Annotated in this window: 24 protein-coding genes; 5 read left to right on the plus strand and 19 right to left on the minus strand. The window is 70.6% G+C overall.

The window, feature by feature from the left end:
- Positions 1 to 4 precede the first annotated feature (4 nt).
- Genes lnt through hemE form a run of 3 tightly spaced genes read right to left on the minus strand, consistent with a single transcriptional unit; the run spans position 5 to position 4,218 of the window.
- Entirely contained in the window at positions 5 to 1,450 is a 1,446-nt protein-coding gene (gene lnt, locus ACOGXE_RS06525) for an apolipoprotein N-acyltransferase (protein WP_419933137.1), read from the minus strand.
- On the minus strand, positions 1,447 to 3,081 hold the full coding sequence (hemG, locus tag ACOGXE_RS06530; protein ID WP_419933138.1) for a protoporphyrinogen oxidase: 1,635 nt from the start codon (positions 3,079 to 3,081) through the stop codon (positions 1,447 to 1,449). The genes lnt and hemG overlap by 4 nt, the downstream gene beginning before the upstream one ends.
- Before the next feature lie 9 nt (positions 3,082 to 3,090).
- Complete coding sequence (gene hemE, locus ACOGXE_RS06535) at positions 3,091 to 4,218, minus strand: uroporphyrinogen decarboxylase (RefSeq protein WP_419933139.1); 1,128 nt, start codon at positions 4,216 to 4,218, stop codon at positions 3,091 to 3,093.
- A gap of 173 nt (positions 4,219 to 4,391) precedes the next feature.
- On the opposite strand from hemE, the gene ACOGXE_RS06540 reads away from it, so the two are divergent.
- The 3 genes from ACOGXE_RS06540 to ACOGXE_RS06550 are packed head-to-tail and all read left to right on the plus strand — an operon-like array spanning position 4,392 to position 7,604.
- On the plus strand, positions 4,392 to 5,714 hold the full coding sequence (locus tag ACOGXE_RS06540; RefSeq protein ID WP_419933140.1) for a glycosyltransferase family 4 protein: 1,323 nt from the start codon (positions 4,392 to 4,394) through the stop codon (positions 5,712 to 5,714).
- Positions 5,714 to 6,496, plus strand: coding sequence for a class I SAM-dependent methyltransferase (locus ACOGXE_RS06545; RefSeq protein ID WP_419933141.1), 783 nt, complete (start codon positions 5,714 to 5,716; stop codon positions 6,494 to 6,496). The genes ACOGXE_RS06540 and ACOGXE_RS06545 overlap by 1 nt, the downstream gene beginning before the upstream one ends.
- On the plus strand, positions 6,486 to 7,604 hold the full coding sequence (locus ACOGXE_RS06550) for a prenyltransferase (RefSeq protein ID WP_419933142.1): 1,119 nt from the start codon (positions 6,486 to 6,488) through the stop codon (positions 7,602 to 7,604). The genes ACOGXE_RS06545 and ACOGXE_RS06550 overlap by 11 nt, the downstream gene beginning before the upstream one ends.
- On the opposite strand, the gene ACOGXE_RS06555 is transcribed toward ACOGXE_RS06550, so the two are convergent.
- The 4 genes from ACOGXE_RS06555 to ACOGXE_RS06570 form a co-directional block, all read right to left on the minus strand.
- Entirely contained in the window at positions 7,549 to 8,214 is a 666-nt protein-coding gene (locus ACOGXE_RS06555) for a class I SAM-dependent methyltransferase (protein ID WP_419933143.1), read from the minus strand. The two genes, ACOGXE_RS06550 and ACOGXE_RS06555, sit on opposite strands and share 56 nt — an antisense overlap.
- Complete coding sequence (locus ACOGXE_RS06560; protein WP_419933144.1) at positions 8,211 to 8,672, minus strand: GtrA family protein; 462 nt, start codon at positions 8,670 to 8,672, stop codon at positions 8,211 to 8,213. The genes ACOGXE_RS06555 and ACOGXE_RS06560 overlap by 4 nt, the downstream gene beginning before the upstream one ends.
- A 72-nt stretch (positions 8,673 to 8,744) precedes the next feature.
- Positions 8,745 to 9,248 carry a DoxX family protein gene (locus ACOGXE_RS06565; protein ID WP_419933145.1) on the minus strand — a complete coding sequence of 168 codons (504 nt, stop codon included), beginning with the start codon at positions 9,246 to 9,248 and terminating at the stop codon, positions 8,745 to 8,747.
- Between the two features lie 47 nt (positions 9,249 to 9,295).
- On the minus strand, positions 9,296 to 9,751 hold the full coding sequence (locus ACOGXE_RS06570; protein WP_419933146.1) for a GNAT family N-acetyltransferase: 456 nt from the start codon (positions 9,749 to 9,751) through the stop codon (positions 9,296 to 9,298).
- A 197-nt stretch (positions 9,752 to 9,948) separates the two neighbouring features.
- Between ACOGXE_RS06570 and ACOGXE_RS06575 the strand changes: the two genes are divergently transcribed.
- Complete coding sequence (locus tag ACOGXE_RS06575; RefSeq protein ID WP_419933147.1) at positions 9,949 to 10,812, plus strand: PAC2 family protein; 864 nt, start codon at positions 9,949 to 9,951, stop codon at positions 10,810 to 10,812.
- Between the two features lie 157 nt (positions 10,813 to 10,969).
- Here ACOGXE_RS06575 and ACOGXE_RS06580 read toward each other — a convergent pair whose 3' ends face one another.
- The 9 genes from ACOGXE_RS06580 to ACOGXE_RS06620 all read right to left on the minus strand — a co-directional run bounded on the left by ACOGXE_RS06580 (position 10,970) and on the right by ACOGXE_RS06620 (position 21,987).
- Positions 10,970 to 13,300: a [protein-PII] uridylyltransferase gene (locus ACOGXE_RS06580; RefSeq protein WP_419933148.1), complete on the minus strand. Its 2,331-nt coding sequence runs from the start codon at positions 13,298 to 13,300 to the stop codon at positions 10,970 to 10,972.
- Positions 13,297 to 13,926: a hypothetical protein gene (locus tag ACOGXE_RS06585; protein ID WP_419933149.1), complete on the minus strand. Its 630-nt coding sequence runs from the start codon at positions 13,924 to 13,926 to the stop codon at positions 13,297 to 13,299. Before ACOGXE_RS06585 ends, ACOGXE_RS06580 begins: the two co-directional genes overlap by 4 nt.
- A complete protein-coding gene (gene larE, locus ACOGXE_RS06590) occupies positions 13,923 to 14,807 on the minus strand; it encodes an ATP-dependent sacrificial sulfur transferase LarE (protein ID WP_419933150.1) in 885 nt (294 codons plus the stop codon). The genes ACOGXE_RS06585 and larE overlap by 4 nt, the downstream gene beginning before the upstream one ends.
- A 19-nt stretch (positions 14,808 to 14,826) precedes the next feature.
- The gene (locus ACOGXE_RS06595; RefSeq protein WP_419933151.1) at positions 14,827 to 16,671 is read right to left on the minus strand and encodes an acyl-CoA dehydrogenase; all 1,845 of its coding nucleotides are present in this window, start codon (positions 16,669 to 16,671) and stop codon (positions 14,827 to 14,829) included.
- Positions 16,672 to 16,866: 195 nt separating this feature from the next.
- The gene (locus tag ACOGXE_RS06600) at positions 16,867 to 17,565 is read right to left on the minus strand and encodes a chlorite dismutase family protein (protein ID WP_419933152.1); all 699 of its coding nucleotides are present in this window, start codon (positions 17,563 to 17,565) and stop codon (positions 16,867 to 16,869) included.
- 9 nt (positions 17,566 to 17,574) lie between these two features.
- On the minus strand, positions 17,575 to 18,417 hold the full coding sequence (gene fdhD, locus ACOGXE_RS06605; RefSeq protein ID WP_419933153.1) for a formate dehydrogenase accessory sulfurtransferase FdhD: 843 nt from the start codon (positions 18,415 to 18,417) through the stop codon (positions 17,575 to 17,577).
- Positions 18,418 to 18,591: 174 nt separating this feature from the next.
- Entirely contained in the window at positions 18,592 to 20,211 is a 1,620-nt protein-coding gene (gene groL / locus ACOGXE_RS06610; protein ID WP_419933154.1) for a chaperonin GroEL, read from the minus strand.
- Positions 20,212 to 20,326: 115 nt separating this feature from the next.
- Entirely contained in the window at positions 20,327 to 21,361 is a 1,035-nt protein-coding gene (locus ACOGXE_RS06615) for a glycerate kinase (protein WP_419933155.1), read from the minus strand.
- 5 nt (positions 21,362 to 21,366) lie between these two features.
- Entirely contained in the window at positions 21,367 to 21,987 is a 621-nt protein-coding gene (locus ACOGXE_RS06620; RefSeq protein ID WP_419933156.1) for a LytR C-terminal domain-containing protein, read from the minus strand.
- Between the two features lie 123 nt (positions 21,988 to 22,110).
- Here ACOGXE_RS06620 and upp point away from each other — a divergent pair, with 123 nt between their 5' ends.
- Complete coding sequence (gene upp / locus ACOGXE_RS06625) at positions 22,111 to 22,740, plus strand: uracil phosphoribosyltransferase (RefSeq protein ID WP_419933485.1); 630 nt, start codon at positions 22,111 to 22,113, stop codon at positions 22,738 to 22,740.
- Here the strand turns inward: upp and ACOGXE_RS06630 are convergent.
- Genes ACOGXE_RS06630 through ACOGXE_RS06640 form a run of 3 tightly spaced genes read right to left on the minus strand, consistent with a single transcriptional unit; the run spans position 22,688 to position 26,116 of the window.
- On the minus strand, positions 22,688 to 23,650 hold the full coding sequence (locus tag ACOGXE_RS06630) for a PfkB family carbohydrate kinase (RefSeq protein ID WP_419933157.1): 963 nt from the start codon (positions 23,648 to 23,650) through the stop codon (positions 22,688 to 22,690). The two genes, upp and ACOGXE_RS06630, sit on opposite strands and share 53 nt — an antisense overlap.
- Complete coding sequence (locus ACOGXE_RS06635; RefSeq protein ID WP_419933158.1) at positions 23,647 to 25,011, minus strand: MmgE/PrpD family protein; 1,365 nt, start codon at positions 25,009 to 25,011, stop codon at positions 23,647 to 23,649. Before ACOGXE_RS06635 ends, ACOGXE_RS06630 begins: the two co-directional genes overlap by 4 nt.
- 28 nt (positions 25,012 to 25,039) lie before the next feature.
- A complete protein-coding gene (locus tag ACOGXE_RS06640; RefSeq protein WP_419933159.1) occupies positions 25,040 to 26,116 on the minus strand; it encodes an aromatic ring-hydroxylating oxygenase subunit alpha in 1,077 nt (358 codons plus the stop codon).
- Positions 26,117 to 26,159: the final 43 nt, after the last annotated feature.

A 26,159-nucleotide genomic window follows, 5' to 3' on the forward strand; every position in this document is an offset into this window, starting at 1 on the left:
AAGGCTACTTGCGGCGGACCCGGCCCCAATGCAGCATCTGGCCGCCGAGGGCGGCGGCAGCGAGCACGATCAGGGGCCACGAGCCCAGGAAGATCGCCGGCGTGGTGCCCGAGCGGAGTTCGACCTCGCCGGCCAGCACGACGGCCTCGCGCAGGTCGCTGCGCTCGATGACGTGACCTTCGGGAGAGAGGATCGCGCTGTAGCCGGTGGTGGACGCCTGCAGCACCCAGCGTCCCGACTCGACCGCACGCAGCCGGGCGCTGGCCAGCGACTGGGCCGGCACCACTGACGTGGTGTAGGACGAGGCGAGCGTGGGGTTGGCCACGATGCGGCCTCCCGCTTGCACCCCGTCGCGGACGAGGTTGCTGAAGTACACCTCGTAGGAGGTGACGACGGCGATGTCGCCCAGCGAGGTCGACAGCACGCCGGGGCCCTCGCCCTCAATCGCCTCACGGGAGATCAGCGACAGGTCGGCGAAGGGTTCCACGATGCCGCGCAGGGGCACGTACTCGCCGAACGGCACCAAGTGAGCCTTGTCGTAGCGATCTGCCAGACCGGTCGCGGGATCGACGGCGACGGTCGCGTTGCGGAAGCGTTCTGCGTCGACTGATCGCTCGTAGAAGTTGGCGATCAGGACCAGATCGCGCCACGCTGCCAGCGACTCCAGTTCGGCCGATTGCTCGGAGGCCTCGAGCGGCCCGTCGGCCGAATTGCTGCTCTCGCTCCAGATCATGAGGTCGGCGTCGCCCTGCCAAGCGTTGGTGGTGTCGAGGTGCCGCAGTCGCACGCTTCGCTGGGGCGTGTCGACATGAGTGCCCAGCTCGCCGCCGGCTTGCACCACGGCGGCCGTAACGGTCCGGTCGACGGTCGTCTCGGGCACCGCCAGTGCTGCGATCGGGACGCCGATCGCGACCAGTGCGGGCCACGACACTGCGCACCACTCGCGGGCGAACAGGCGCTCGACGACGACAGCTCCCACGCCGACGAGGGCGACCACGCCCAGCGGGCCGGCCAGCGCCGCCGCGCCCAGCCACGGCCCGCTCACCTGGCCGAGTGCGAGGTTCGACATGGGCACGCCGCCGAAGGGCACGCTCCAGCGCACTGCTTCGCCCAGCACCAGTGCCGCCGGAACGCCGGCGATGCGCCATCGGCCGGCCGCTGGGACCAGCGACAGCGGCAACGCCATGATGAGCGTCTCGACCGGCACTGCCACGATCCATCCCGGCACGGTCAGCTCGGTCATCCAGAACAGGCCGAGCAGGTACGCGCCCAGCCAGAACGCCGCGGCGACCTCGAAACGGTCGCGCCAGCGCTCGGCGCCGCGGTTGCAGAAGCGCAGCCACAGGCCCAGGCCGATCGGGCCGAGCGGCCACAGCCCCCACGGCGGCAGCGAACCCATGGTGAGCGCACCCAGGGCGACGGCGAGGCCGTCTCGCAGCAGCCGGTTCACGGCGAGGCGGTGGCGCTTGCCGAGGCGAGATGTGCGGTCACCTTCGCGGCCGCTTCATTGCCCTGCCGGATGCAGGCCGGAACACCGAGTCCCCGGTAAGCGGCGCCGGTCACGAACACGCCCGGCATCTCCTGAGCCAGTGCCTCTTCGATCCGTTCGACGAGGTGGCCGTGACCCGGCCGGTACTGGGGCAGCGACTGCGGCCAGCGCGAGACCCGCCATGCGCCGACAGCGCCCGGTTCGCGCAGGCCCCGCAGCGGGGCGAGGCTCGACAGCTCGGCCAGCACGGTGTCCAGCAACTCGGTGTCGTCGAGACGCATGTGGCGGTCGTCGTCGTCGCGGCCAACCGAGACCCGCAGGATGATGTCGGGAGCGCCGTCACTGTGGCTGTCGTCGCCAGCGCCGGGGTCCCCGCCCGTGGCCGCGGACCAGCTGGGCCACTTGGCCGAGCCGTAGCTGCAGGCTGTTGTCAGCCAGCCGGTATCCCGGGTGACCAGAAATCCAGCCTGCTGCGGCGTTTCGATGGCGTCGGGGCGCACGCTGAGCGTCAACACGGCCACCGAGGCGTACGTGATGAGGCCGAGCGCGGCGGCAGCACGGGGCGCGCCGGGCAGCATTTGCGCCGCCGCGTGAGCAGGAGCAGCGACGATGACGCCATCCGCGTCGAGCACTTCGTTCCCGGTTTCCACAGCGAATCGGGTTCCGGGACGCCGGATTGCCCCCACCGGGCTGCCCAGCCGCAGAACGCATCCGTCCAGCCGCTGCAGCAGCGCCTGGACCAGCCGGCCCATCCCGGCTTCGAAGCTGCCGAAGATGGGCGCAGCAGCGCCCGCGGCGGGCGCCGGTTGCATCCGGCGCAAACCCCGCATGAGCGAGCGGTTGCGCTGGAGTGCCTGGCCGAGGATGGGTGCCGAAGTTGCGGCGTCCAGCCGGTCGATGTCGCCTGCGCCGATGCTGCCGAGCAGCGGGCCGACCACCTGCGACGCCACCGCCGCTCCCAGCCGGATCCGCACGATGTCGCCCACGCTGGGAGCGCCGGGCAGGACGCGCACGTTGCCGCTCGCGCCCTCGGTCAGCGTGTCGGTCCGGTCAGAACCTCTTCGGCGTGCCACTAGGCGGCGCGGCAGGACGTAAGCGGCAGCTTCTGCCGCTTCCAGCCGGTCGATTGCCTCGCGCTGCAATCGGCGTGCCATCAACCGGCGGGGCAGGACATAGTCGGCGGCGGCGCGCAGCTTGCCCGCCGAGTCGAGCAGCGGGGAGCGCAGGAGCGGTCCGAGACGGGTCGGCACCCCGCCGATCAGTCCGTCGGGCAGGGCGGTGAGCTGCGGACTGTTCTTGCCGGGATGGGCTACAGATGCACCGCCGACATCCGGCGAGATGCGCTCGGCCGAGATCCCGAGCTCGTCGCAGAGCTCGGTCGCCCACGGCACCCGCAGCAGGTACGCATCGGCACCCTCGTCGACGGGCCGGCCCTCGAACGGGGTCGTGAGGATCTTGCCGCCCAGCCGCTCGGCGCTGTCCACCAGCACCACTCGCGGAGCCTGAGCGCCGTCCGGCGGATGCAGCAGCCGGTACGCAGCAGTCAGCCCGCTGATGCCGCCGCCGACCACCACGACCCGCTGCGGCGTCATCGGCCCCACTCAGTCGTGCTGGCTCGACGCCTGCTGGGTCGGCAGCGGCCGCCGGTACGCGTGCACATAGTCGGTCAGCCGTTCAAGCACGGCGGGGCTGGTCTCGGGCAGCACGCCGTGGCCCAGGTTGAAGATGTAGCCGGGCTGCTGCGTGCCTGCGGCCAGGATGCGGTCGGCGGCGGGGCGCACGGCATCCCATCCCGCCACGCACAGGGCCGGGTCGAGGTTGCCCTGCAGCGCCACGCCGGGCCCGACGCGCTCGCGAGCCACCTCGAGCGGCACCCGCCAGTCCACGCCCACGATGTCGGCGCCCACCTGGGCCATCTGGTCGAGCAGCTCACCGGTGCCGACGCCGAAGTGCGCCCGGGGCACGCCCAGGTCGGCCAGCTCGTCGAAGACCCGCTTGCTGTGGGGCGCCACAAACTCCGCATAGTCGGCTGGCGACAGCGTGCCCGCCCACGAGTCGAAGAGCTGCACGGCGCTGGCGCCGGCGAGCACCTGCGATCGCATCGAGGCCACAGCGATGGATGCCAGCCGTTCCATGAGGTCGTGCCACAACGCCGTGTCGGCGTACATCAGCGATTTGGTCCGCAGGTGCTGGCGGGAGGGTGCGCCTTCGACCAGATAGCTCGCCACCGTGAACGGTGCCCCGGCGAACCCGACGAGCGGCACGTCGAGCTCGGCCACGAGCAGCCGGACGGTGTCGAGCACGTACGGGGTGTGCTGATCAGCGTCAAACTCGGGCAGGCGGTCCAGATCGGTGCGGCTGCGCAGCGGATTGCCCGCCACCGGGCCCACGCCGGGCACCACGTCGATCCCGAAGCCGACGGCGAAGGCCGGCACCACGATGTCGGAGAACAGCACGGCTGCATCGACCCCGTAGCGGCGCACTGGCTGCAGGGTGATCTCGGCGGCGGTAGGCGGATCGGCGATGGCCTCGAGAATGCTGCCCTGCCCTCGCAGCGCCCGGTATTCGGGCAGCGAGCGCCCGGCTTGGCGCTGGAACCACACCGGCACCTGCTCGGTCCGCCGGCATCGGGCCGCCCGCATGTACAGGCTGTCCTCCAACCGGTGGATCGGATGATCCGCCGGCAGCGCGGCAGCCGGCGCCGCGCCAACCCCAGAAGTGCCAGACATGCGCTGCGAACGGTACCGGGACGGGGTCTGGATGCTCCGCCGCCGGCCGGGCGTCCGGGTCGGCGTCGGCAGGCTGGCAAGTAGCCTCACGCGACCCCGGCGAAGCGGCCCGGCTCGCACGTGCGTTGCTGGATGCTCGCTCGCTGGGTTCTCGCTTGCGGACGGAGGCTCCGATGGCACCCGACACTGGGCTGGTCGAAGCTGAGCGTCCGCTGCGCATCGCGCTGCTGACGTACCGGGGTCATCCTTGGGTCGGCGGCCAGGGCATCTACGTTCGTCACCTCGCCCGTGAGCTGTCGGTGCTCGGCCACAGCGTCGAGGTGTTCAGCGGACCGCCCTACCCCCACCTCGACGACGGCATCAAGCTGACCGAGCTGCCCAGCCTGGACCTGTACCGCATGCCCGACCCGTTCCGGGTGCCCAAGCTGGCCGAGTTCCGCTCGCCCATCGATGTGCTGGAGTGGGCCATCACCTGCACGGCGTCGTTCGCCGAGCCGCTGACGTTCAGCCTGCGGGCATTCGGGGCCCTGCGCAGCCGGCTGGACGATTTCGACCTGGTGCACGACAACCAGTGCCTCGGCTACGGCATCGACTGGCTGCGACGGTCGGGCATGCCCACGCTCGGCACCATCCACCACCCCATCACCGTGGACCGCCGGCTCGAGATCGCCCATGCGCCGACCCGCGGCAAGCGGCTCGCCATGCGGCGCTTCTATGCCTTTACCCGAATGCAGAACCGGGTGGCAAGGCGCCTCGACCGCATCGTGACCGTGTCGACCAACAGCTTCGACGACATCGTGACCGACCTGGGGGTGGACCCCGCCCGGCTGAACATCGTGACGGTCGGCGTCGATCCGCAGCAGTTCCGGCCCCTCGAGAACGTGACGCAGGTGCCGGGCCGGCTGATGACCACCGCCAGCGCGGATGTGGCCATGAAGGGCCTGGCGTACCTGCTCGAAGCCCTGGCCAAGCTGCGCACCGAGGATCCCTCGCTGCACCTGGTGGTGATCGGGCGTCCCAAGGACGACTCGGCGGCAAGCCGGCTCATCGATCGGCTCGATCTGGCCAGCAGCGTCGAATTCGTGAGCGGCGTGCCCGACGAGCGCATCGTCGAGCTCTACAACGAGGCGCAGCTGGCCGTGGTGCCGTCGCTGTACGAGGGTTTCTCGCTGCCTGCCGTGGAAGCCATGTCGTGCGGGGTGCCGCTGGTGGCCACCACCGGGGGCGCCTTGCCCGAGGTCACCGGCGCCGACGGCGAAACCTGCCTGCAGGTGCCCCCGGGCGATTCGGAGGCGCTGGCGGCGCGCATCGGCTGGGCCCTCGCCCAGCCCGAGCTGCGGGCCACCGTGGGTGCTGCCGGACGGGCGCGGGTGGCGGCGAACTACTCGTGGGCGGCTACCGCTCGCAAGACCGTCGAGCAATACCGGGCGCTGCTGGCCGATGCGTCGACGCAGCCGCCCCGCACATCCAGAATCAGGGCGTTCGCCGGCCGCTGATGCTCACCGTGGACTACGAGCGTCTCGGCGCCATGCGCGGCGACCGCGTGCTGGACCTGGGCTGCGGCGCGGGCCGTCACGCCTTCGAGAGCGCCCGCCGCGGTTGCACCACCCTGGCGTCTGACCGCGACCTCGACGAGCTGCGCGCCGTCACCGACATGTTCTCGGCCATGGACGACGCCGGCGAGATCGATTCGCCGGCCGGTCACCAGATCGGCCATGCGGTCGTGGCTGATGCCACCGCATTGCCCTACCCCGACGCCAGCTTCGACCGGATCATCGCTGCGGAAGTGCTCGAGCACATCGTCGACGACGAGCTGGCCATCGCCGAGCTGGCGCGGGTGCTGCGGCCTGGCGGCACCATCGCCGTGACGGTTCCGGCGCGAGCCGCCGAACGGGTCTGCTGGGCGCTGTCGGCCGACTACCACGCACCCGCGGTGCCCGGCGGCCACGTGCGCATCTACAGCTCGGAGGAACTGCGAGCGAAGCTGGCAGCGGCAGGGCTGTACGTCTCCGACAGCCACGGCGCGCACGGCCTGCACACGCCGTACTGGTGGCTGCGCTGCCTGGTCGGGCCGCGCAACGACCAGCACCCGCTGGTGCGCGCCTACCACCGGCTGCTGGTGTGGGACATGACCGCAGCGCCGAAGTCGACGCGCACGCTGGACCGGTTCCTCAACCTCGTGCTGCCCAAGTCGATCGTGCTGTACGCCCACAAGGCCCGGGCCCATGAGGCGGCTGAGCCGGTCGCCGAGCCAGTGGGAGCCGCACATGCAGCCTGAGTTCGCACCCTCAGAGCTCGCTGCGGACCCCGACACTGGGCGTGACCGCCTCACACGGCTCGCGGTCGGCACTGCGCCGCTGCTCACGCCCGAGCAGGTCGCTGCCACGGCCGACGCCATCGAGGCCTGCCAGCAGCCGGACGGTCTCATCCTGTGGTTCGACGGCGGGCACGCGGACCCGTGGAATCACGTCGAGGCCGCCATGGCGCTCGCATCGGCGGGGCGCCACCGGGCGGCCGAAGACGCGTACGGGTGGCTGCGGACGAACCAGCACGACGCCGGCAGCTGGCACAACTACTACACCGCCGACGGCATCAAGGATTCCAAGGTCGACACCAACTGCTGCGCCTACGTCGCGGTCGGTGTGTGGCATCACTGGCTCGCCGCCGGCGACCGCGGATTCGTCGAGTCAATGTGGCCGACGGTCGAGCGGGCGCTCGACTTCGTTGTCGGCCTGCGCAAACCCACCGGCCACATCCCGTGGGCGGTGCACGCCAACGGCACACCGTGGCCGTATGCATTGCTCACCGGGTCGTCGTCGATCGCCCACTCGCTTCGCTGCGGCATCGCCCTGGCGCGCCTGCTGGGACGCAAGCGCCCGCGCTGGGAGCGGTCTGCCACCGAGATCGAGCGCCTGATCCGTCACCGACCGGACTCGTTCGAGCCCAAGGACCGCTGGGCGATGGACTGGTACTACCCGGTGCTGTGCGGCGCGCTCGACGGTGCGCAGGCACGAGCTCATCTCGCGGCCGCCGCACCGAAGTTCCTGCTGCCTCAAGGCGTGCGCTGTGTGGCCGACCAGGCCTGGGTGACCGCAGCAGAGACCTGCGAGTGCGCGCTCGCCTACCTGCGCACCGGCGACGCCGTCGCCGCTCGCCGGCTCTTCGAGGCCACGTCGGCGATGCGAAACGCCGACGGCAGCTACTACACCGGCTGGGTGGTGCCCCAGAGCAGGACGTTTCCGGACGCCGAACGCTCCAGCTACACCGCCGCGGCCGTGCTGCTGGCCGCTGACGCGCTCGACCGGCGCAGCGGCGCCGCCGACGCGCTCATCACGACGCCAGCGGTGTCGACGGCGAGCCTGACGACGACACCGTCGACGAGCTGAGCGGCCGACGCACAACGCGCAGGCTGCCTTTGGCGGCGTGCTCGACGAAGCCGTCGTCCAGGGCTCGCAGCCAGATCTCATATGGGGGCCGCCCGCCGTCGGCGGGATTCGGGAACACGTCGTGGATGGCCAGCAGGCCGCCGGGCATCACCTTGGGCGACCACGCCTCATAGTCGGCGTGGGCGGGGGCGTCACCGTGGCCGCCGTCGATGAACACCAGCGCCGCGCTGCCGAAATGCGCGGCCACGGCGACCGAGTCGCCCACGATGGCCACGACGGTGTCTTCCAGACCGGCGTCGATGAGTGTCCGCCGCAGGAGGGGCAGCGAATCCATGCGACCGGTTTGGGCGTCCAGCAGCTCAGGGTCGTGATGCTCCCAGCCCGCCTGCATCTCCTCCGAGCCCCGGTGGTGGTCGATGGTGAACAGCACCTCACCAACCGCGGCAGCCGCCGCCCCCAGGTACACCGCCGACTTGCCGCAGTACGAGCCGATCTCCACCAGCGGTCCCCGCGGGGCGGCCTCGGCGGCAGCCCGGTACAGCGCCAAGCCCTCGTCGTGAGGCATGAAGCCCTTCACCTGCTGGGCCAGCACCGCCAGCTCGGGGTTCATCGGTGCTCAGACGTTGGGCCCGCCGCGGGACGGGCATCGGGATGACTACCGGCCTGGGTTTCGGCTCGGGCGAACAGCACCCGGTCCAGCAGGATGAACTTCCCCGCCCACAGCACCCCGAATCCGATGAGGTTCGCCGCCGAGACCGCCACCGCGGACTGCCACCACATGTCTGCAAGCCCAACCAGCCCAGTGGAGATGCCGAGCCCGGCGAGGCTGTATGCCCAGAAGGGCAGGATCTCGCCGGTGAGCGAGTGCCGGTCGGTGCGAGACCACACCCATCGCCGGTTGGCGTAGTAGGCCGGCCCAGCGGCAACGCACACCGCCACGACGTTGGCCACGACCGCAGGCCACCCCAGCACCGCATAGGCCACAACCAGCACGGTCTGGGTCACCACCACCGTGCCGGCCGAGACCGCGCTGTAGCCGACCAGCCGACCGAAGAGCCCCCACCTCATCGCCGGTGCCTCACTGCGGGAGTTTCAGGGCGCGGGGCAGTGGACCGGGGTGTCGCAGGCGAAGCGCAGAAATCACTGCTCCGCTGGTGCATTCGGGCGGTAGAAGACCGCCAGCAGCAGCAGCGTGGAGACCAGACCGCCGGCGATGGCGACCACGAACCAGACCGGCCCGCTCCAGTCGAGGCCCAGCGCGTTGTCAACCGACCAGTCGCCGGGACCGGTAGCCGCCACTGCCGCTGCTGCCACAGCCAAGACAAACACGTACTCCCAGCCTTCCCGGATGATGAAGAAGCCGTTCTTGCGGTGGCCGACCCACCCTGCGGTTGTCATCACGCCGATGAACGCCATCGCGCTCAGCGGCGTCAGCAGCCCGAGCGCCAAACCGAAGCCGGCGCCGATCTCGGTGAGAGCGGCAAGGTAGGCGTGCAGCAGGCCCGGCCGCAGACCTTCGGCGGCGAACCAGTTGCCGACACCGCGGATGCCGCCGCGGAACTTGGCGATGCCGTGCAGCGCCAGGGTGACGCCGACGATGACCCGCAAGACGAACAGGCCCAAGTTGATGCTGTCAGGATCCATGTCGGCCGGGCCTCCTCAGTCGGCTTGGCAGGATTCGGGCACGGTAGTCAGAGTTCGAGCCGGTACACGTTGGTGTTCCGCAGGTTGAAGCCGAGCCGGGCATACAGGCGGTTGGCAGCCTCCCGGTCCGGCCGCGAGGTCAGGTCCACCGTGCGGGCGCCCGCATGCCGGGCAATCTCGATGGCACGCTGATTGAGCGCGGCACCGATGCCGCGCCCCCGGGCCGCTTCGTCCACCACCACGTCCTCGATCCAAGCCCGCAGCCCGCTGGCCAGAGGAAAGAGCACCAGAATCATCGCACCCACGATCTCGTCTGCCCCGTCGCGGGCGATCAGCACCGTGTTGGCGGGATGACCAACGATGCGCTCCAACGCTGCGGCATCAGGCGGCGGCGACGACGACAGCTGCGGGTGCAACCGCGCGAACGCGCCCACCAGCTCATCGCCAACCCACTCGCACACCTCGATCAAGACATCAGGGTTCCCCGAGCCAGCTTCAGCCACGCTGCGCATCGTACGGCCACCGAACTTGCAGAGGGTGTGGGCCGGAAGGCACAGATGTCATAGCTGCGGAGGCGGCAGGAGGCTCTGCGACGTTGCGACCTGCTGGATCGCTGGTCGCAGAGGGTTCTGTCGCCTCCGCAGCGGGCGCGCCTCATTGCAGGGTGAGGCCGCAACAGGCTGCCGCTAGCCTCGCCGACGTGGGCCATCTTGAGTGGTTGGAGCGACCCGAACCCGGTAAGGACACCATCCTCATCGCAGCGTTCTCGGGCTGGAACGACGCCGGCGATGCGGCCACCGAGTCCGCCAAGTACCTGCGCCGACGCTTCCGCTGCCACCCGGTGGCCCATATCGACCCCGAGTACTTCTACGACTTCGCCTCGGTGCGGCCCAGCGTGCAGGTGACCGACGGCGAGCGGAAGATCGACTGGCCCACGCCCGACGTGCGCATCGGCGAGGTCGACGACGGCCGGCCCGTGGTGACCGTGCTCGGCGTGGAGCCTCGGCTGCGCTGGCGCACCTTCTGCGACGTCATCATCGAGATGGCCAATTCGCTGGGCGTGTCCACCGTGGTGACGCTGGGCGCGCTGCTCACCGACACCCACCACAACGCGCCGGTCAATGTGGTGGGCGCATCCAACAACGCTGCCCTCAACCTGAACATGGGGCTGCGCCAGTCGACCTACGAGGGCCCCACCGGGATCATCGGCGTGCTGAACGACGCCTGCCACCGGGCGGGTTTTGACAGCGTGTCATTCTGGGCCACCGTGCCCACCTACGTGCACAACTACCCCTCGCCGAAGGCCGCCCTGGCGCTCGCCGAGCGGGTGGGGCAGTTCTTGGGCGTCTCGCTCGGCGAATCCGAGCTACACAGCGCCGCCGCCAACTACGGCCGCCAGATCGACGAACTGGTCGCCGGCGACGACACGCTGGCCCAGTACGCGCAACAGATCCTCGAGGAGTCCGCCGCCGAAGCCGTCGAGGACTTCAGCGAGATGGTCGAGAACCCCGACGGCCTCATCGACGAGCTGGAGCAGTTCCTGCGTCAGCAGGAACCAGATTGATCAGCTGCGCCGAAATTCACGAGAGTTACTGAGAAGCAGCGGGCTAGCGTCGAACGCGGCGCAGCGCCCCTGCGAACCAGAAATGCCAACTGAGCCGGGGGCGCTGCGTCACTTCGGACTGTAACCGGGCATCGCGGCAACCGGCAAGAGAATTGCGCTAGGCGAGGGCGTGGCGCAGGGCCAGCTCTACCTCGCGCTGGTGTGCCTCATCGATGACCGGCCCGTCGGGACCGACCACGTAGAACGAGTCGACCACCTCGTTCGCGAGCGTCTGGATCTTGGCCGATCGGATGTCGAGCCCCATCTCGGCCAGCACCCGCGTCACCTTGTACAGCACGCCGATGTGGTCCTCAGTGCGGACCTCCACGATCGTCGCCCCGGTGGCCGACTCGGCGTCGAACGTGACGCTGGTGGCAGCCCGCGTGGCGGACAGTGCCCGCCGCCGCCGGTACACCCGCGCGCGCTCGGCGATGCGCGCCTCCAGCGCCAGGTGCCCTCGCAGCGACCGGCGTACGTCGAAGGTGACCCGGTCCCAGTCCACCGGCGTGTCGGGCGGGACGATGCGGAACGACGACACTGCCATGCCCGCCGGGCTCGAATAGGCGTCGGCCTGCAGCACGTCGAGCCCGCGCAGCGCCAGCACGCCCGCGGCCCGGCTGAACAGGCCCCGCTCGTCGGGCGCCACCACGGTCAGCACGTCGTCCTCGGCTCGCAGCGCCACCTCGCCGGCCGCCATCAGCTCCACCACCTCTTGGGTCAGCAGCCGACGGTGGCCCGGGGGTGCCTGATCGGCACCGCTCATGTGCTCGGTGGTCATCTCGACCAGGGCGGTCACCAGGTTCGACGTCCACTCCCCCCAGGCCATCGGCCCGGTGGCCAGGCAGTCCGCCTCGGTCATCACGGCCAGCAGCTCCAGGAACTCCGGCGTCTGGGCCGCCCGGGCGACCGTGGCGACCGTGAGCGGGTCATCGAGGTCGCGGCGCGTAGCGACGTCGGTCAGCAGCAGGTGATGCTGCACCAAGCGCACCAGGGTGTCGGCGTCGTCGGCGCTCCAGCCGCAGCGCCGGGCGATGGGGCCTGCCAGCCGCATCCCTGCCTGCGTGTGGTCGCCGGGGTAGCCCTTGCCGATGTCGTGCAGTAGCGCTCCCATCACCAGCAGGTCGGGGCGAGCCACCCGATGCGTGAAGCGGGCTGCGGTGGCGACGGCCTCAAGCAGGTGGCGGTCCACCGTGAACCGGTGGTAGCGGGATCGCTGGGGGCGATTGCGGTTGGGCGCCCACTCGGGCAGCACCCGGGTCCACACGTCGAAGTAGTCGAGCGTCTCGATGACATCGATGGCCTTGTGCCCGCAGCTCAGCAGCTCCACGAACAGCGCTCGGGCGCCGTGGGGCCACGGATCCGGGAAGGGTGCCTGGCGCTCGGCCAGCTTGTCGAGGCTGGTCCGGCTGATCGGCATCCCGCTGCGGGCCGACTGCACCGCCGCATGCAGCACCAGCACGACGTCGGCCGCCGGATCTCCGTCGATTACCAGCTCGCCGTCGCGCACCGACAGCCCGGCGATATCGATATCGAACCCAGCAGGCTCGGCGTGCTCGCGGGCGACGCTGGACCACAGCTGGTCCGACAGGAACGCGATGATGCGCCCGGCGTGCGCGATCTCGGCCATGAAGGCGTCAGCGTCGACCGCACGGAGACGCTGCGCCACGGCGTCCTGGTCGTCGGCGGACAGCACGTCGCTGCGCAGGCCGGTGGTGCGATGCAGCTCCACCCGGGCCCGCAGCAACGTCTGGTAGGCCTCGGCCAGACGCTCGGTGTCTGCGGCGGGAAGTTCGACGTCCGCCAGTTGTGCCCAGCCGATCGCGTGTGCGTCACGCAACCCGCCACGGCCGGTCTTCAGGTCGGGCTCCAGCAGGAAGGCCACCTCGCCGCTCTGGCTGTGACGGCGGCTCACGGCACGCTGCAGTTCGTCGAGCCGCTGGGAGGCGTTCTGGTGCCAGTCGGCCCCCACTCCCTCGATGAGCCGTGCCGTCAGGGCCTCATCACCTGCGAGGTGGCGGGCATCCACGAGCGCCGTTGCTGTGTCGATGTCCGAGGCGGCGAGTTCCAGCGTTTCCGGCAGCGACCGCACGGCGTGGCCCAGCTTCAGCTTCTCGTCCCAGATCGGGTACCACAGGCGGTCGGCCAGATTGCCGCCATGCGAGCTGTCCCCGAGTGCTCCGCCGCCCTCCAGCAGCGCATCACGGCCGTCGTGCAGCAGGAGCAGGTCGATGTCGCTGCCGGGGCACAGCTCGCCGCGGCCGTAGCCGCCGACGGCCACCAGCGACACGCCCGTGCCTTCAGCCTCGGAACCAGCCAGCCCGCACGCTGCAGCCTCCGTCTCGAAGCGCTCAGCCAGCCACGAGTCGGTCAGTGCCGACAGCGCCGCCGGCAGTTCGGCTGCGTCGGCAGCCCCGATCAGCGCCGCTCGCCGCTCGCCGAACGACGTCATCGCATTCCCTCTGCTTCATCACGCCTCGCAGGCTCGGCCGTGTCGTCGCGCCTCGCAGGCTCGGCCGTGTCGTCGCGCCTCGCAGGCTCGGCCGTGTCGTCGCGCCTCGCAGGCTCGGCCGAACGCCGGCGCTGCAGCACCTCGAACGCCTTCGCTGCGCCCCAGGCGATGCCCACCGGGCCCAGCTCAGGATCGATGTCGGCGAACGAGGCCGGGGTCAGCCCGTAGGGATCATCAGGAAATCGGGAGGCGACGAAGTCGTCGCGGTCGGGTGCCGGCACGCCGCCGTCCGCCAGCACCTGCGTGGGAAACCGCACGGCGCCGCGCAGCACGCTCAGGGGTGTGCTGTGCTGCTGGTCGACATCGGTCGCCAGCAGCGCCCGCAGCGGCGGGCCGATCGCGGCGGCGCAGTGCTCGCCAGCCGCTCGTGCCTGCTCGCTGAGCCCCGCAGCGGCGACGCCTGCCCGCTCGCAGGCCTCGACGACACAACGCTCCACCCAGCCGGGCAACGCAGCGAGCACCCCGGCGGCCAGCAGCTCGGCGGCGTCATCCACTGTGTCTATGCGCCTCGCAGGCTCGGCCGTGTCTATGCGCCTCGCAGGCTCGGCCGTGCCGGTTGCGCTCATCGTTCGGCCTCTTGGGCAGGCGTGGGGACCACGCAGTTGCCGTCCGCAAGAGCGCCGTTGAGGTTGCCCGAGCGGAAGCCCTCCAGGTCGAGTGTGACGTAGCGGTAGCCGACGCCGCTGATCGCCTCCACGACGGCTTCACGCCGCCGTACTGCTTCGGCGAGGTCGTCAAGCGGCAGCTCGATGCGCGCCGTGTCCCCGTAGTCGCGCACCCGCAGCTGCCCGAAGCCCAGCCGGCGCAGTGCCGCCTCGGCCCGATCAAGTCGCGCCAGCAGCGGCACCGTCACCTGCGTGCCGTAGGGCACCCGCGAGGCCAGGCATGCCGCGGCGGGCTTGTCCCACGTGCGCAGGCCCAGCTCGGCGCTGACCGTGCGGACCTCGGCCTTGGTGAAGCCCGCCTCCACCAGCGGGAAGCGCGCACCACGGTCGCGTGCTGCGTGCTGGCCCGGCCGATGATCGCCGAGGTCGTCGAGGTTCACGCCGAGCACCACCGTCGCGCCCTGCGCCGCCGCCAAGGGTTCAAGCTGATCCATGAGGGCCGACTTGCAGTGGAAGCACCGGTCGGCGTCGTTGACGCGATACGCGGCGCGCGACATCTCGTCGGTCTCGACGGTCTGCCACGCGAGTCCCCACTCGGCTGCCAAGGCGGCACAGTCGGCCGCCTCATCGGTCGCGAGGCTGGGCGAGACGGCCGTCACGCAGTACGCCTGGTCGCCGAGCACGTCGTTGGCCGCCCAGGCCACCAGCGACGAATCAACACCGCCGCTGAAGGCCACCACTACCGGTCCCGACTGAGAGAAGACGCCCCGCAACCGCTCGATCGAGCCGTTCGCGGGCTCAGCGCCGGTCATGTCGTCGCTCCCGCCCTCGCCCCGTGCCATCGATGCGAGATCTGTGCCCTCAAAGCCGGTCAGCCGGGATGGCGTAGAACAGGTCGGCGCCGCCGGTGACGGCGGGCACCAATCCGGCTGCTCCCGACAGGATCTGGGTGGCATAGAAGTGTGCCGTAGCGATTTTGTCCGCCAGGAACTGCGGCGAAGCGGGCCCGCTGCCGCCGGCTTCACGTGCTTCGGCAGCGCTGAGACCCTGGGAGGCCAGCAGCTGCGCGGCCGCCTGGGCGCTGCGAGCCAGCAGCCAGCCGCCCACCACCACACCGGCCAGGCGCATGAACGGCGTCGAGCCCGCAGCCACGTCGTTGGGCGCCGACGCGAGCTGGGTGCCCAGCCACATCGCCGCGTTGCCGAAGGCCTCCGCACCCGCGCTCAGCGGGGCGGCAATCGCCTTGAGGTCTGCGTCGTCGCTGGCCGCCAGCTCTGCGGCGGTCTCGCCGATCTGGCCGATGAGCCGCGCCATGGCCTTGCCGCCGTCCAGCGGCAGCTTGCGGAATGCCAGGTCGGCGGCCTGGATGCCGTTGGTGCCCTCATAGATGGGTGCGATGCGGCTGTCGCGCCAGTGCTGGGCAGCACCGGTTTCCTCCACGTAGCCCATGCCGCCGTGCACCTGCACGCCCAGCGAGGTCATCTCCACGCCCAGGTCGGTGCCCCAGCCCTTGCTGATCGGCGTCAGGATGGCCACCAGCTCGTCAGCCTGCGCCCGTTCATCAGGATCTGCCGCTGACAGCGACTGGTCGATGGCAGCCGCGTTCAGGTACATGACGCAGCGCATGGCCTCGGCGTTGGCCCGCATGGTCATCAGCATCCGGCGCACGTCGGCATGGTCGACGATGGGCGAGGACTGCCCGGGCGGCAGCTCGGTGCCGATGGCCCGACCCTGCTTGCGCTCGACGGCGTAGTCGCGTGCCTGCTGGTAGGCCCGCTCGGTGAGCGACAGGCCCTGCAGGCCCACCGAGAGGCGCGCGTTGTTCATCATGGTGAACATGGCCCGCATGCCGCCGTGCTCGGGACCGACCATGTAGCCCACTGCGCCGCCGTTGTCGCCGTAGGACATGACGCAGGTGGGGCTGGCGTGAATGCCGATCTTGTGCTCGGTGGACACCGCTCGCAGGTCGTTGCGCTCGCCCAGCGACCCGTCGGGGTTGACGAGGAACTTCGGCACCAGGAACAGGCTGATGCCGCGGGTGCCGGGGGGACTGTCGGGCGTGCGTGCCAGCACGAGGTGGATGATGTTGTCGGCCAGCTCGTGCTCGCCGTAGGTGATGAAGATCTTGGTGCCCGAGATGAGGTACGAGCCGTCGGCCCGGGGCTCGGCCCGGCTGGTCAGGGCGCCCACGTCGGAGCCCGCGTGGGGCTCGGTGAGATTCATGGTGCCCGACCACTCGCCGCTGATCATCTTGGGCAGGTAGGTCTGCTGCAGGGTCTCGTCGGCATGGTGCAGCAGCGCGTCGATGGCACCTTGGGTCAGCAGCGGGCACAGGCTGAACGCCATGCTGGCCGACGTCAGCATCTCCTGCACCGCCAGGCCCACGCACCACGGCATGCCGCCGCCGCCGAAATCGGGGTCGAAGGCCATGCCGTTCCAGCCGGCGCCCACGAACTTCTGGTAGGCCTCGCCGAAGCCGTCGGGGTGGGTGATGACGCCCTCGTCGAAGTCCAGGCCCTGCTGGTCGCCCGGCACGTTCAGCGGCGCCACCTCAGACGACATGAAGCGCCCCGCCTCGTCCAGCAGCGCCCCCGCAGTCTCCAGATCGGCGTGCGCGAACTGCTCGTGAGCGGCCAGCCCGTCAAGTCCGGCGATGTGCTCAAGCACGAACAGCATGTCGTCAACAGGAGCCGAGTACTCAGACATCACAACCTCGCAAAACGCCTTAGCCGGTACCGGGACATCGCAGTAGCGGACCGGCCTGCGAACAGACTAAGACGCTCAGCCGGCAGGCACAGATGCCACAGCTGTGGAGGCGGCAGGGAATTCTGCGACGTTGCGACCTGCCGGATCGCTGGTCGCAGAATTCCCTGCCGCCTCCGCAGCGGGCGCAACCGCCGCCTAGAGACCGATGCGATCAAGCACCGTGGAGACATCGGCCAGCAGTCCCGTGTAGAAGGTGCCGAATTCGCCATACACAGCACTGGCCTCGTCGAAGCGCATCGTGTACACGACCTCCTTGAGGTCGTCGAGGTGCTCGCCGAACAGCGTCACGCCCCACTCGAAATCGTCGACACCAGTGGACCCGGTCACCACCTGCAAAATCCGGCCCCGGAACTTGCGACCCGACGTGCCATGCTCGTACATCAGCTCGCGGCGGGTGTCGTACGGCAGCGTGAACCAGTTGCCGCTGCCTTCAGCCACGGTGCCACGGCGCTTCGACATGGGATAGAAGCAGAACGCCCGCTTGCCCTCGGGAGGCAGCTGCGGGTACAACCGCGGCGTCTTCATCTCGGGCGGCAGGTCGGGTGCGTACTCGCTCACCTCGGTCATCGACACATAGCTGTCGGCAACCTCGAGGCCGGCCTGCTGCAGCAGCGTTTGCAGGCGGCGCAACCGCCACAGGTCGGGCCCCAGCGCCATGAAGCCGACATCGGCCTTGTGTCCCAGCACGGCCACGGACAGCACCTGGTGGTCGTCATCGACGGTGTCGGCAACGGCGGCGAGCACGCCGGAGCGGTCCGCGGCGGGAGTCAGCCTGCAGAACAGGTGCAGCACACCCCAGCCGACCGACGTCGTCACCTCCGGTTGCTGCGACACGCCGGCAGCCTATGAGCGGGCGCCCGCGGCGGCCTCGCCGGCACGCTCGGGAATCCCGGCCAGGCTGCCGCTGTACACGTTCAGCTCGTCGCCGCGTGCGAAGCCAGCCAGCGTGATGGCTGCGGCCCGCGCCGATTCGATGGCCAGCGAGCTGGGAGCGCTGACGGCGATGAGGGTGCCGATTCCCGCCGCCCAGGCCTTCTGCACCATCTCGAAGCTGGCCCGGCCGCTCACGAACAGCGCCATGGAGGCGGCGTCGTTGCGCCCGTCGAGCAGCCGGCGGCCGATGACCTTGTCGACGGCGTTGTGCCGCCCGATGTCCTCGCGCACCACGTCGAGCCGGCCCTGCGCGTCGAAGGTCGCTGCGGCGTGCAGCCCGCCGGTGCGGCCGAACATCTCCTGGGTGCCCGGCACAGCGGCAAGCGCTGCGCGAACGGCGTCGATGCTGAAGTGCTGGGTGCCCGCCAGCGGTCCCAGACGCGCGGCCATGTCGGTGATGGTGGTGCTGCCGCAGATGCCGCAGGCGGCGCTGACGTTGCCGAGACGCGGGGTCGGCACCGGCGCCGTGCCGCCGGTCTCCACGGTGACCACGTTGTACTCGAACTCGGCCGCGGGGCCCTCGCCGCAGTAGCGCACGCCCGTGACGGCCGCGTCGCCGAGCAGCCCGTCGCCCGCGCAGAAGCCCGCCGCGAGCTCGTAGTCGTTTCCGGGCGTGCGCATGGTGGTGGCCACCATGTGCCCGTCCAGGCGGATCTCGAGCGGTTCCTCGACCACTACCTCATCGGGCGTCCGCCGCCAGGTGCCCTGCCGCAGGCGGTCCACCAGCACCCGCATCGTGCGCCCCCGCCGCATCCGGTCAGGGTACCGGCACCCTCCGCCCCGCTCAGTCAGACATCGGGCCCGGGCCCGAGCGGCCCGCGAGCGCAGCGAGTCAGAGCGGACAGCACAGCGCGAAGCGGCCCGGGTGGGGGACCCGGGCCGATTCGATTGGGTTGGGCTGTTCTTTGGGGGTTGGGGAGGCTCCCGCTAGAAGTCCATGTCGGGCATGCCGGGAGCGCCGCCGCCCGAATCGGGCTCGTCGCAGATCACGGCCTCGGTGGTGAGGAACAGTGCGGCGATCGACGAGGCGTTCTGCAGCGCCGACAGCGTCACCTTCGCAGCGTCGATGACGCCTGCGGCAACCAGGTCCTCGTACTCGCCGGAGGCGGCGTTGAGACCCATGGAGCCGTCCAGCTCGCGCACCTTGCTGACCACGACGCCGCCCTCGAGGCCGGCGTTCTCGGCAATCTGCTTCAGCGGTCCGGCAAGTGCGCGCTCGACAAGCCGCGCACCGGTGGACTCGTCGCCGTCGAGGCCGTCCGCAACTGCGCTCACCGCCTGCTCGGCGCGCACCAGCGTGACGCCGCCGCCGGCCACCACGCCGGCCTCGATGGCCGCTTTGGTGGTGCTGACTGCGTCCTCGATGCGGTGCTTCTTCTCTTTCAGCTCGACCTCGGTGGCCGCGCCGACACGCAGCACCGCCACGCCGCCGGACAGCTTCGCCAGCCGCTCCTGCAGCTTCTCGCGGTCGTAGTCGGAGTCGGTGTTCTCGATCTCGTTCTTGATCTGCTCGATCCGGCCGCGCACCTCGGACTCGTCGCCCGAGCCCTCGATGATGGTCGTCTCGTCCTTGGTGACCACCACGCGCCGGGCCGTGCCGAGCAGGTCGAGCGTGGTGTTCTCCAGCTTGAGGCCGACGTCCTCGCTGATGACCTGACCGCCAGTCAGGATGGCCATGTCGGCCAGCATCGCCTTGCGGCGGTCGCCGAAGCCGGGGGCCTTCACGGCCACCGAGCGGATGGTGCCGCGGATCTTGTTGACCACGAGCGTGGCGAGGGCCTCGCCCTCGACGTCCTCGGCGATGATCACGAGCGGCTTGCCTGCCTGGGTGACCTTCTCGAGCACCGGCAGCACGTCGCGGACTGCGGAGATCTTGCCCTGCATGAACAGCAGGTTCGCGTCGTCGAGCACCGCTTCCTGCGAGTCGGGATCGGTCACGAAGTAGGGCGAGATGTAGCCCTTGTCGAAGCGCATGCCCTCGACCAGGTCCATCTCGAGGCCGAACGTCTGCGACTCCTCGACGGTGATCACGCCGTCCTTGCCGACCTTGTCGAACGCATCGCTGATCAGCTGGCCGATGTCGCCGTCAGCCGCAGAGATGGCGGCCACCTGCGCGACATGGGTCTTGGATTCGGTGACGCTGATCGACATGTCCTCGATGGCGCCCACGGCGGCGTCGACGCCGGCCTCGATTCCCCGCTTGACGGCCATCGGGTTGGCGCCCGCAGCCACGTTGCGCAGGCCGTCGCGCACCATGGTCCACGCCAGCACGGTGGCCGTGGTGGTGCCGTCGCCGGCGACGTCGTCGGTCTTCTTGGCCACTTCCTTGACCAGCTCGGCGCCGATGCGCTCCACCGGGTCCTCCAGCTCGATGTCCTTCGCGATGGACACGCCGTCGTTGGTGATGGTGGGCGCGCCCCACTTCTTGTCGAGCACGACGTTGCGGCCCTTGGGGCCCAGCGTGACGCGCACGGCATCAGCGAGTTGGTTCATGCCCGACTCGAGTGCGCGGCGGGCCTCGTCCTCGAACGTGATCATCTTGGCCATATCAGGTGGCTCCTGTCTCGGATGACTCTCGGAAGGGGTGACTGGGCGTCACGATGCCGCCGTCTTCGCAGCGACCGTTAGCACTCTAGAGCTGAGAGTGCTAACCCCCAACCCGTCACACCAGATTCGCGAGCACCTCGGCGGCAGCATCGCGAACCGCCGCCAGCGTGTCGTCCATCGATCGCTCGGCGCCGTAGCGCTCGGACAGCACCACGAGGCTCGTGGCCGGGGTGTCGCCGGCATGCGGGCGCCAGGCGGCAAGATCGGCGTCCGGGTCGCGAGCGCCCACCACGACGCCGGCCGGCACGCCCGCCTCGGCGGCAAGCTCCAGGACGCCCCCCACGACCTTGCCGTCGAATGAGCTGGCATCGAGCCGTCCCTCGCCGGTGATGACCAGGTCGGCGCCTTCGATGGCCTCCGGCAGGCCGATCTCGGTCGCGACCACGTCGAATCCCGGTGCCAGCTCGGCCCGCAGGCCCGCCGCCAGGCCGCCGGCCAAGCCGCCCGCAGCACCCGCACCCGGCGTCTCGCCGACATCGACCCCGTAACGCTCGCGGTACAGGTCGACGAGCCGCTCGAGGCGGCGGGTCAGCAGCTCGACCTGCGGCGGCGACGCGCCCTTCTGCGGCCCGAAGACGCGTGCGGCATCGCGGAAGCGGGTGCGCACATCGCAGGCCACCACCACCGAGACGCCGGCGAGGCGGGCCAGCGGCGACATCGCATCGAGCGCGCCGAGCCCGCCGTCAGTGGTCGCCGAGCCGCCCACGCCCACGATGATCCGCCGGGCGCCGCTGGCAACCGCCTCCGCGATCAGCTCGCCGGTGCCCGCCGTGGTCGCCGCGAGCGGATCATTGCCCTCGGCTCCGCCTGCCAGCAGCAGCCCGCTGGCGCAGGCCATCTCCACGATCGCATCGTCGCCGGCGAGCCGCCACCCCGCTTCGGTCCGGTCCCGCAGGGGTCCTGTCACCAACGAGGTGCGGTTCGGGCCGCCCAGCGCATCGAGCGTGCCTTCGCCGCCGTCTGCTGCGGGCAGGCAGACGACCTCGGCCCGCGGGCCGGCGTGGTGGCGCACGCCGGCCGCGATCGCCTCCGCTACCGCTGCCGCGGATGCCGTGCCACGGAACTTGTCCGGGCACGCGACGACCCGCATGCCGGCTACTCGGCCAAGTCGGTCCCCAGCGCCAACAGCACGTCAGGCGTCTCGAAGCCCTGCACGGCCGACGTGTCTGCCAGCATCGGGAACACGTCATTGTCGGCGTCGAGCTCGAGCACGCCTGCGATCGCCCGCGCCTCGAGCAGCGAGCCCGGCTGGTAGTAGACGCGCGTCCGGTCGAGCGGCGTCCCGACATAGTTCGTCGGCGTCTTGGTGATGTAGCTGAGCGTCTTGAACCGGTCGGTGAGACGTCCCGCAGCTCCCCGGACGGTCGTGGAGTTGGCCACCTGCACCGAGACCTCAGCGGCCGGTCTCGGCTGGAACGGCTCTGCGCCTGCAGAGGTGGTGTCCGTGGCGGGCGCGACGGTGACGGTCGGCGCGACGGTGGCGACCGGGGCAGAGCCCGAGTCGCCCGCATCGGCAGCGCTCGTGGGCGTCGGAGCCTCCGTCGCCGTCGGGAGCGTGTCCCCCGGCGCAGCAGGCGGCGCGGTGTCGGTCACGACCGTGTCGTCGGGATCGTCGACCGAGCGGAGCAGCAGCACGCCCACCACGACGGCCACCAGCACCAGCAGCAACCCGCGCACAGCGGCGCCACTGTTGGATTCGCCAGCTTGGCTGTTCATCGCTGTGAGCGTAGAACCAAAGATGCGCTGCCGGGTGTACCCCTGACGACCTAACTTGCGAACGGACCCTTGGCGGTCCGACCCAGAACCGACCATGAGAGCCAACCCATGAACGTCAGCCCAATGAATGTCAGCACGGTCGACCACCCGGTAGCCGCAGCCCTGCTCACCCGGCTGCGCGACAAGGACACTGCCGTGGAGGAGTTCCGCCAGCGGCTCGACGCGTTGACCTTCCTGCTGGTGTCAGAGGCGCTCACCGATGCGGCCTGGGTCTCCGAGCCGGTCGAGACGCCGCTCGGGCCTGCTGAGGGCTCGCGCCTGGAGCCGATGCCGGCGATCGTGCCCGTCCTGCGCGCCGGGCTGGGAATGCTCGACGCCGCGCTGCGGCTTCTGCCTGCCGCGCCGGTGGGGTTCGTCGGGATGCGGAGGGTCGAGACCTCCGACGGCGTCGGCCACGAGTGCTACCTCGAGTCGCTGCCGAGCGTGCTGGAGGATCGACCGGTGCTGGTGCTCGACCCGATGCTGGCGACGGGCGGCTCGGCAGCCGAGGTGATCCGGGTGCTGGTCGCCTCGGGCGTGGGTTCGGTCACCATGGTGTGCACGCTCGCCGCGCCCGAGGGAATCGCCGCACTGCAGCGCAGCGCCGCTGACGTCCGCATCGTGACCGCTGCCGTCGACAGCCACCTGGACGAGCGGGCGTTCATCGTTCCCGGCCTGGGCGATGCCGGCGACCGCCTCTACGGTCTGGCCTGACCAGCTGCACCTGCAGCTGCGCCATCGTCGGCAGGCTCGGCTGGGCGCCGGCGACCGTCACTGCCCAAGCACCGGCCCGCACGGCCAACCGGGCAGCGTCCTCGACTGTGGCCCCCGATGCGATGCCGACTGCGAACGCCGCGGCAAACGCGTCCCCGGCGCCGGTGGCATCGACCACCGCGACCTGCGGTGCCGCCACGCTGATCTCGCCGTCGACCTCGGCTGGCGGGCCCGCGCCTCGCAACGGGTGAACAACGCAGCCAGCAGCGCCTTGCGTCTCGACGAGCACGGCATCAGGTCGCAGCTCGGGCACGCAGCCGCGGGCATCGGGCTGCCGCAACTGCTGCGCTTCGGCTCGGTTCACGATGACAATGTCGGCCAGCGGCAGCACCGCCGCGGCGACGTCGTTGTAGGGGGCGGGGTTCAGTACCACCGTCGCACCGTGCTCGCGAGCGATCTCGGCGGCGGCCCGGGCGGCTTCGGCGCTCACCTCGCCTTGCAGCAGCAGCGCATCAGCCGCAGCGATCCCGGAGGCGGCTGCCTGCACGCCGTCGGCATCAAGCGATGCGTTGGCACCTGCGGCCACCACGATCGACACGTCGTCGGGATCGACGGTGATCGCTGCCAAGCCGGTCGGCACCCCCACACCGGCGACGTGCCGGCAGTCGATTCCCTCCGTCTCGAGACCCGAGCGCAGCCACCGTCCCTGCTCGTCGTCGCCCACCCGGCCGACCATCACCACCTCGGCTCCCAGGCGGGCCGCCGCCACCGCCTGGTTGGCGCCCTTGCCCCCGCGGAACCACGCGATGCGCTCGGCATGCATCGTCTCATCGGGTGACGGCCGGCGCGGCACCCACAGCGTCACATCGGCGTTCAGGCTGCCCACCACCACGATCTTCGGCGCGCTCATGGACGGGCCTCGCACACCACCGAAGGCAGCGCAACAGTCGTCGTCGCCGGCAGGTCATGCACCCAGTCCCACAGTGCCGCCGCGCCCGAACCGGCGAGCGTGGCGAACTTGGCTTCGAGCTCGTCGGCACTCAGGGGGTCGTGCATGGATCCCTTCTGACCGCACACGGAGCGTTCCAGCACGCTGCCGTCGCGCAGCGTGATGCGCACCGAGCCGCCCATCGTGTGCGCGTAAGTGGCATCCCAGCGCGCATCGGCAGCGATGGCCGCGACCTTCGACTGCAGCTCGACCAGCTCGGCATCGGCAATCCGCTCCGCGCTGTAGGTGGCGGGGTCCGCGGGATCGGCCACGAGCGCCGCCGCAATGTTCCAAGGCCCCGAGTACTGCGCGGCCAGCACCGATGAGGTGCCGTCGCCGCTGTTGTGCACGGCTGCCTTCGTGGGTGCCGTCGCCTCGATGCGCTCGATCATGTCGGGCCGCAGCCCGTGGGCGGTGCGCAGGTCCAGGGTGGCCTGGATCAGCGGGTGAATGTCACTGCACGCCGCCCACGGCTTGACCGTGATCTCATCCAGCATCCAGCGGCTCCCGAGGTCATCGGTGAGCAGCTCAATCTGGGGCTCGTCGCTGAACACACGGCAGAAGCCGTAGGCGCCGGCCAGCCCGTCAGCCGGCCCCTCGAAGCCGCCGGCGGCCAGCCGTGCTGCCATCACGCCGCCCTCGGCGGCGCGACCCGCATGGAGGCGCTTGGTCTGACCGCCGGACGATGCAAACTCCATCGTCCCCGACGCCAGCGTGGCGGCGATCCCCAGCGCGTGGCGCAGCCGGTCGGCGTCCAGACCCAGGAGGCGGGCCGCGGCCGCTGCAGACCCGAAGACTCCGCACATCGACGTGGGATGGAAGCCCCTCAGCAGGTGCATACCGGGCCCGACCGCAATGCCGGCTCGGCCCATCGCTTCGTAGCCCACGACAACGGCGTCGAGCGCATCAGCGCCCCCCGCGCCCAGTTCCTCCGCCAGCGCCAGCACTGCGGGCACCACTACCGCGCCGGGATGGGAGATCGACTCCTCGTGGACGTCGTCCAGCTCGAAGGCATGCGCGGCTGCGCCGTTGGCGAAGGCGGCCATGGCCGCGGTGGTGCGGCCCCCGCCGATGATCGACGAGCTGCCCACGCCGCCGGTCTGGAGGGCGTAGCCCGCTGCCGTGCGGGCCCACGGCAAAGCGGCGCCGAAGATCATGCAGCCGAAGGTGTCGGCGACGCAGTCCTGCGCGATGTCGGTCAGGCGCGCCGGCACCGAGCCTCCCAACGCCGTCAGAAACTCAGCCAGCGCGGCAGTCGGATTGGTCGCGTCGTCGGCAGCCATCAGCCCCATCGAACCAGAAGCAGCGAGTTCAGCCGTGCCTGGTCTCCAGCGCCGCCTGGGCCAGCGATCCCAAGTGCGCCACCGAGTCCTCGCTGTGGACGGTGCCGACGCCGGAAGGTTCGCAGATGAGCGGCCCGGGGGTGTAGCCGCGACTGCGGAGCCCGCGTTGGACGGATTCCACCAGGCCGAAGTCTTCGGTGGCGGTCGTCTGCCAGTCCAGGTCGATGACCTCGCGCTGCACGTCGGAGGGCTCGGCGGTGTCCAGCCAGAACTCCCGCACCAGCAGCGTCCGGTCAACCCCCAGCGGCACCCAGCGGAACGTGTTGACGACCTGGCCGGGATACACCTGGATCGCCGAGGCGGGCCAGACGAAGTAGGCGACATAGTCGGCGCCGTCATCGAGGCGCGTGTAGCCGGACCGCTGGGCGGGTGCGCCCTGCGCGAAGTGGCGGATCACCCTGCCCTCGCAGCTGATGCGGTAGCTGGCAGGGTCCACCACGCCGGTGGTGAACGAGCGGTGCACGTTCGGGCAGTGGTAGCACTCGTTGTAGTTCTCGACGACGACCTTCCAGTTCGCCGCCATGACATGGGTGTTGCGCCAGCTCAGCACCCGCTCGGGCGCAGCCGGAGCGTTCTCCAGCAGCTCGGACTCCACCCCGGGCGCCACCTGCGACAAGGCGGGCGCGCTGCGGTCGAGGTTCACGAACAGGAACCCGCCCAGCCGCTCGAGGCGCACTGGCGGCAGGCAGATCTCGCCGACATCCCGGCTGCGGGCGCTGGCCAGCGTGCCGTCGAGCGCGTACACCCATGCGTGGTAGGGGCACGTGATGACGCCCGGCGCGGTGTGCATCTCGCCGCCGGGCTGCGGCGGCCCGAACAGCTCGTGGCCCCGGTGCTGGCACACGTTGTAGAACGCGCCGAGCCGGCCGCCGTTGTTGACCACGAACACCGACTCGTCGCCCGCCGTGGCGGTGAGCACCTGGCCGTGGGATGCCACCTGGGACTCGTGGCCGACCATCACCCAGGATCGGGCGAACACCGCGTCCAGCTCGGCATCGAAGATCGCCTGGTCGGTGTAGTAGCGGGCCGCGAGCGCCCGATTCACGGAAGGTCCCCCAGCGCGGCCACGAGCCGGGCCGTGCTCAATG

The organism is Candidatus Poriferisodalis sp. (genome assembly GCF_965208555.1).
Classification (GTDB): Bacteria; Actinomycetota; Acidimicrobiia; order Acidimicrobiales; family Poriferisodalaceae; genus Poriferisodalis.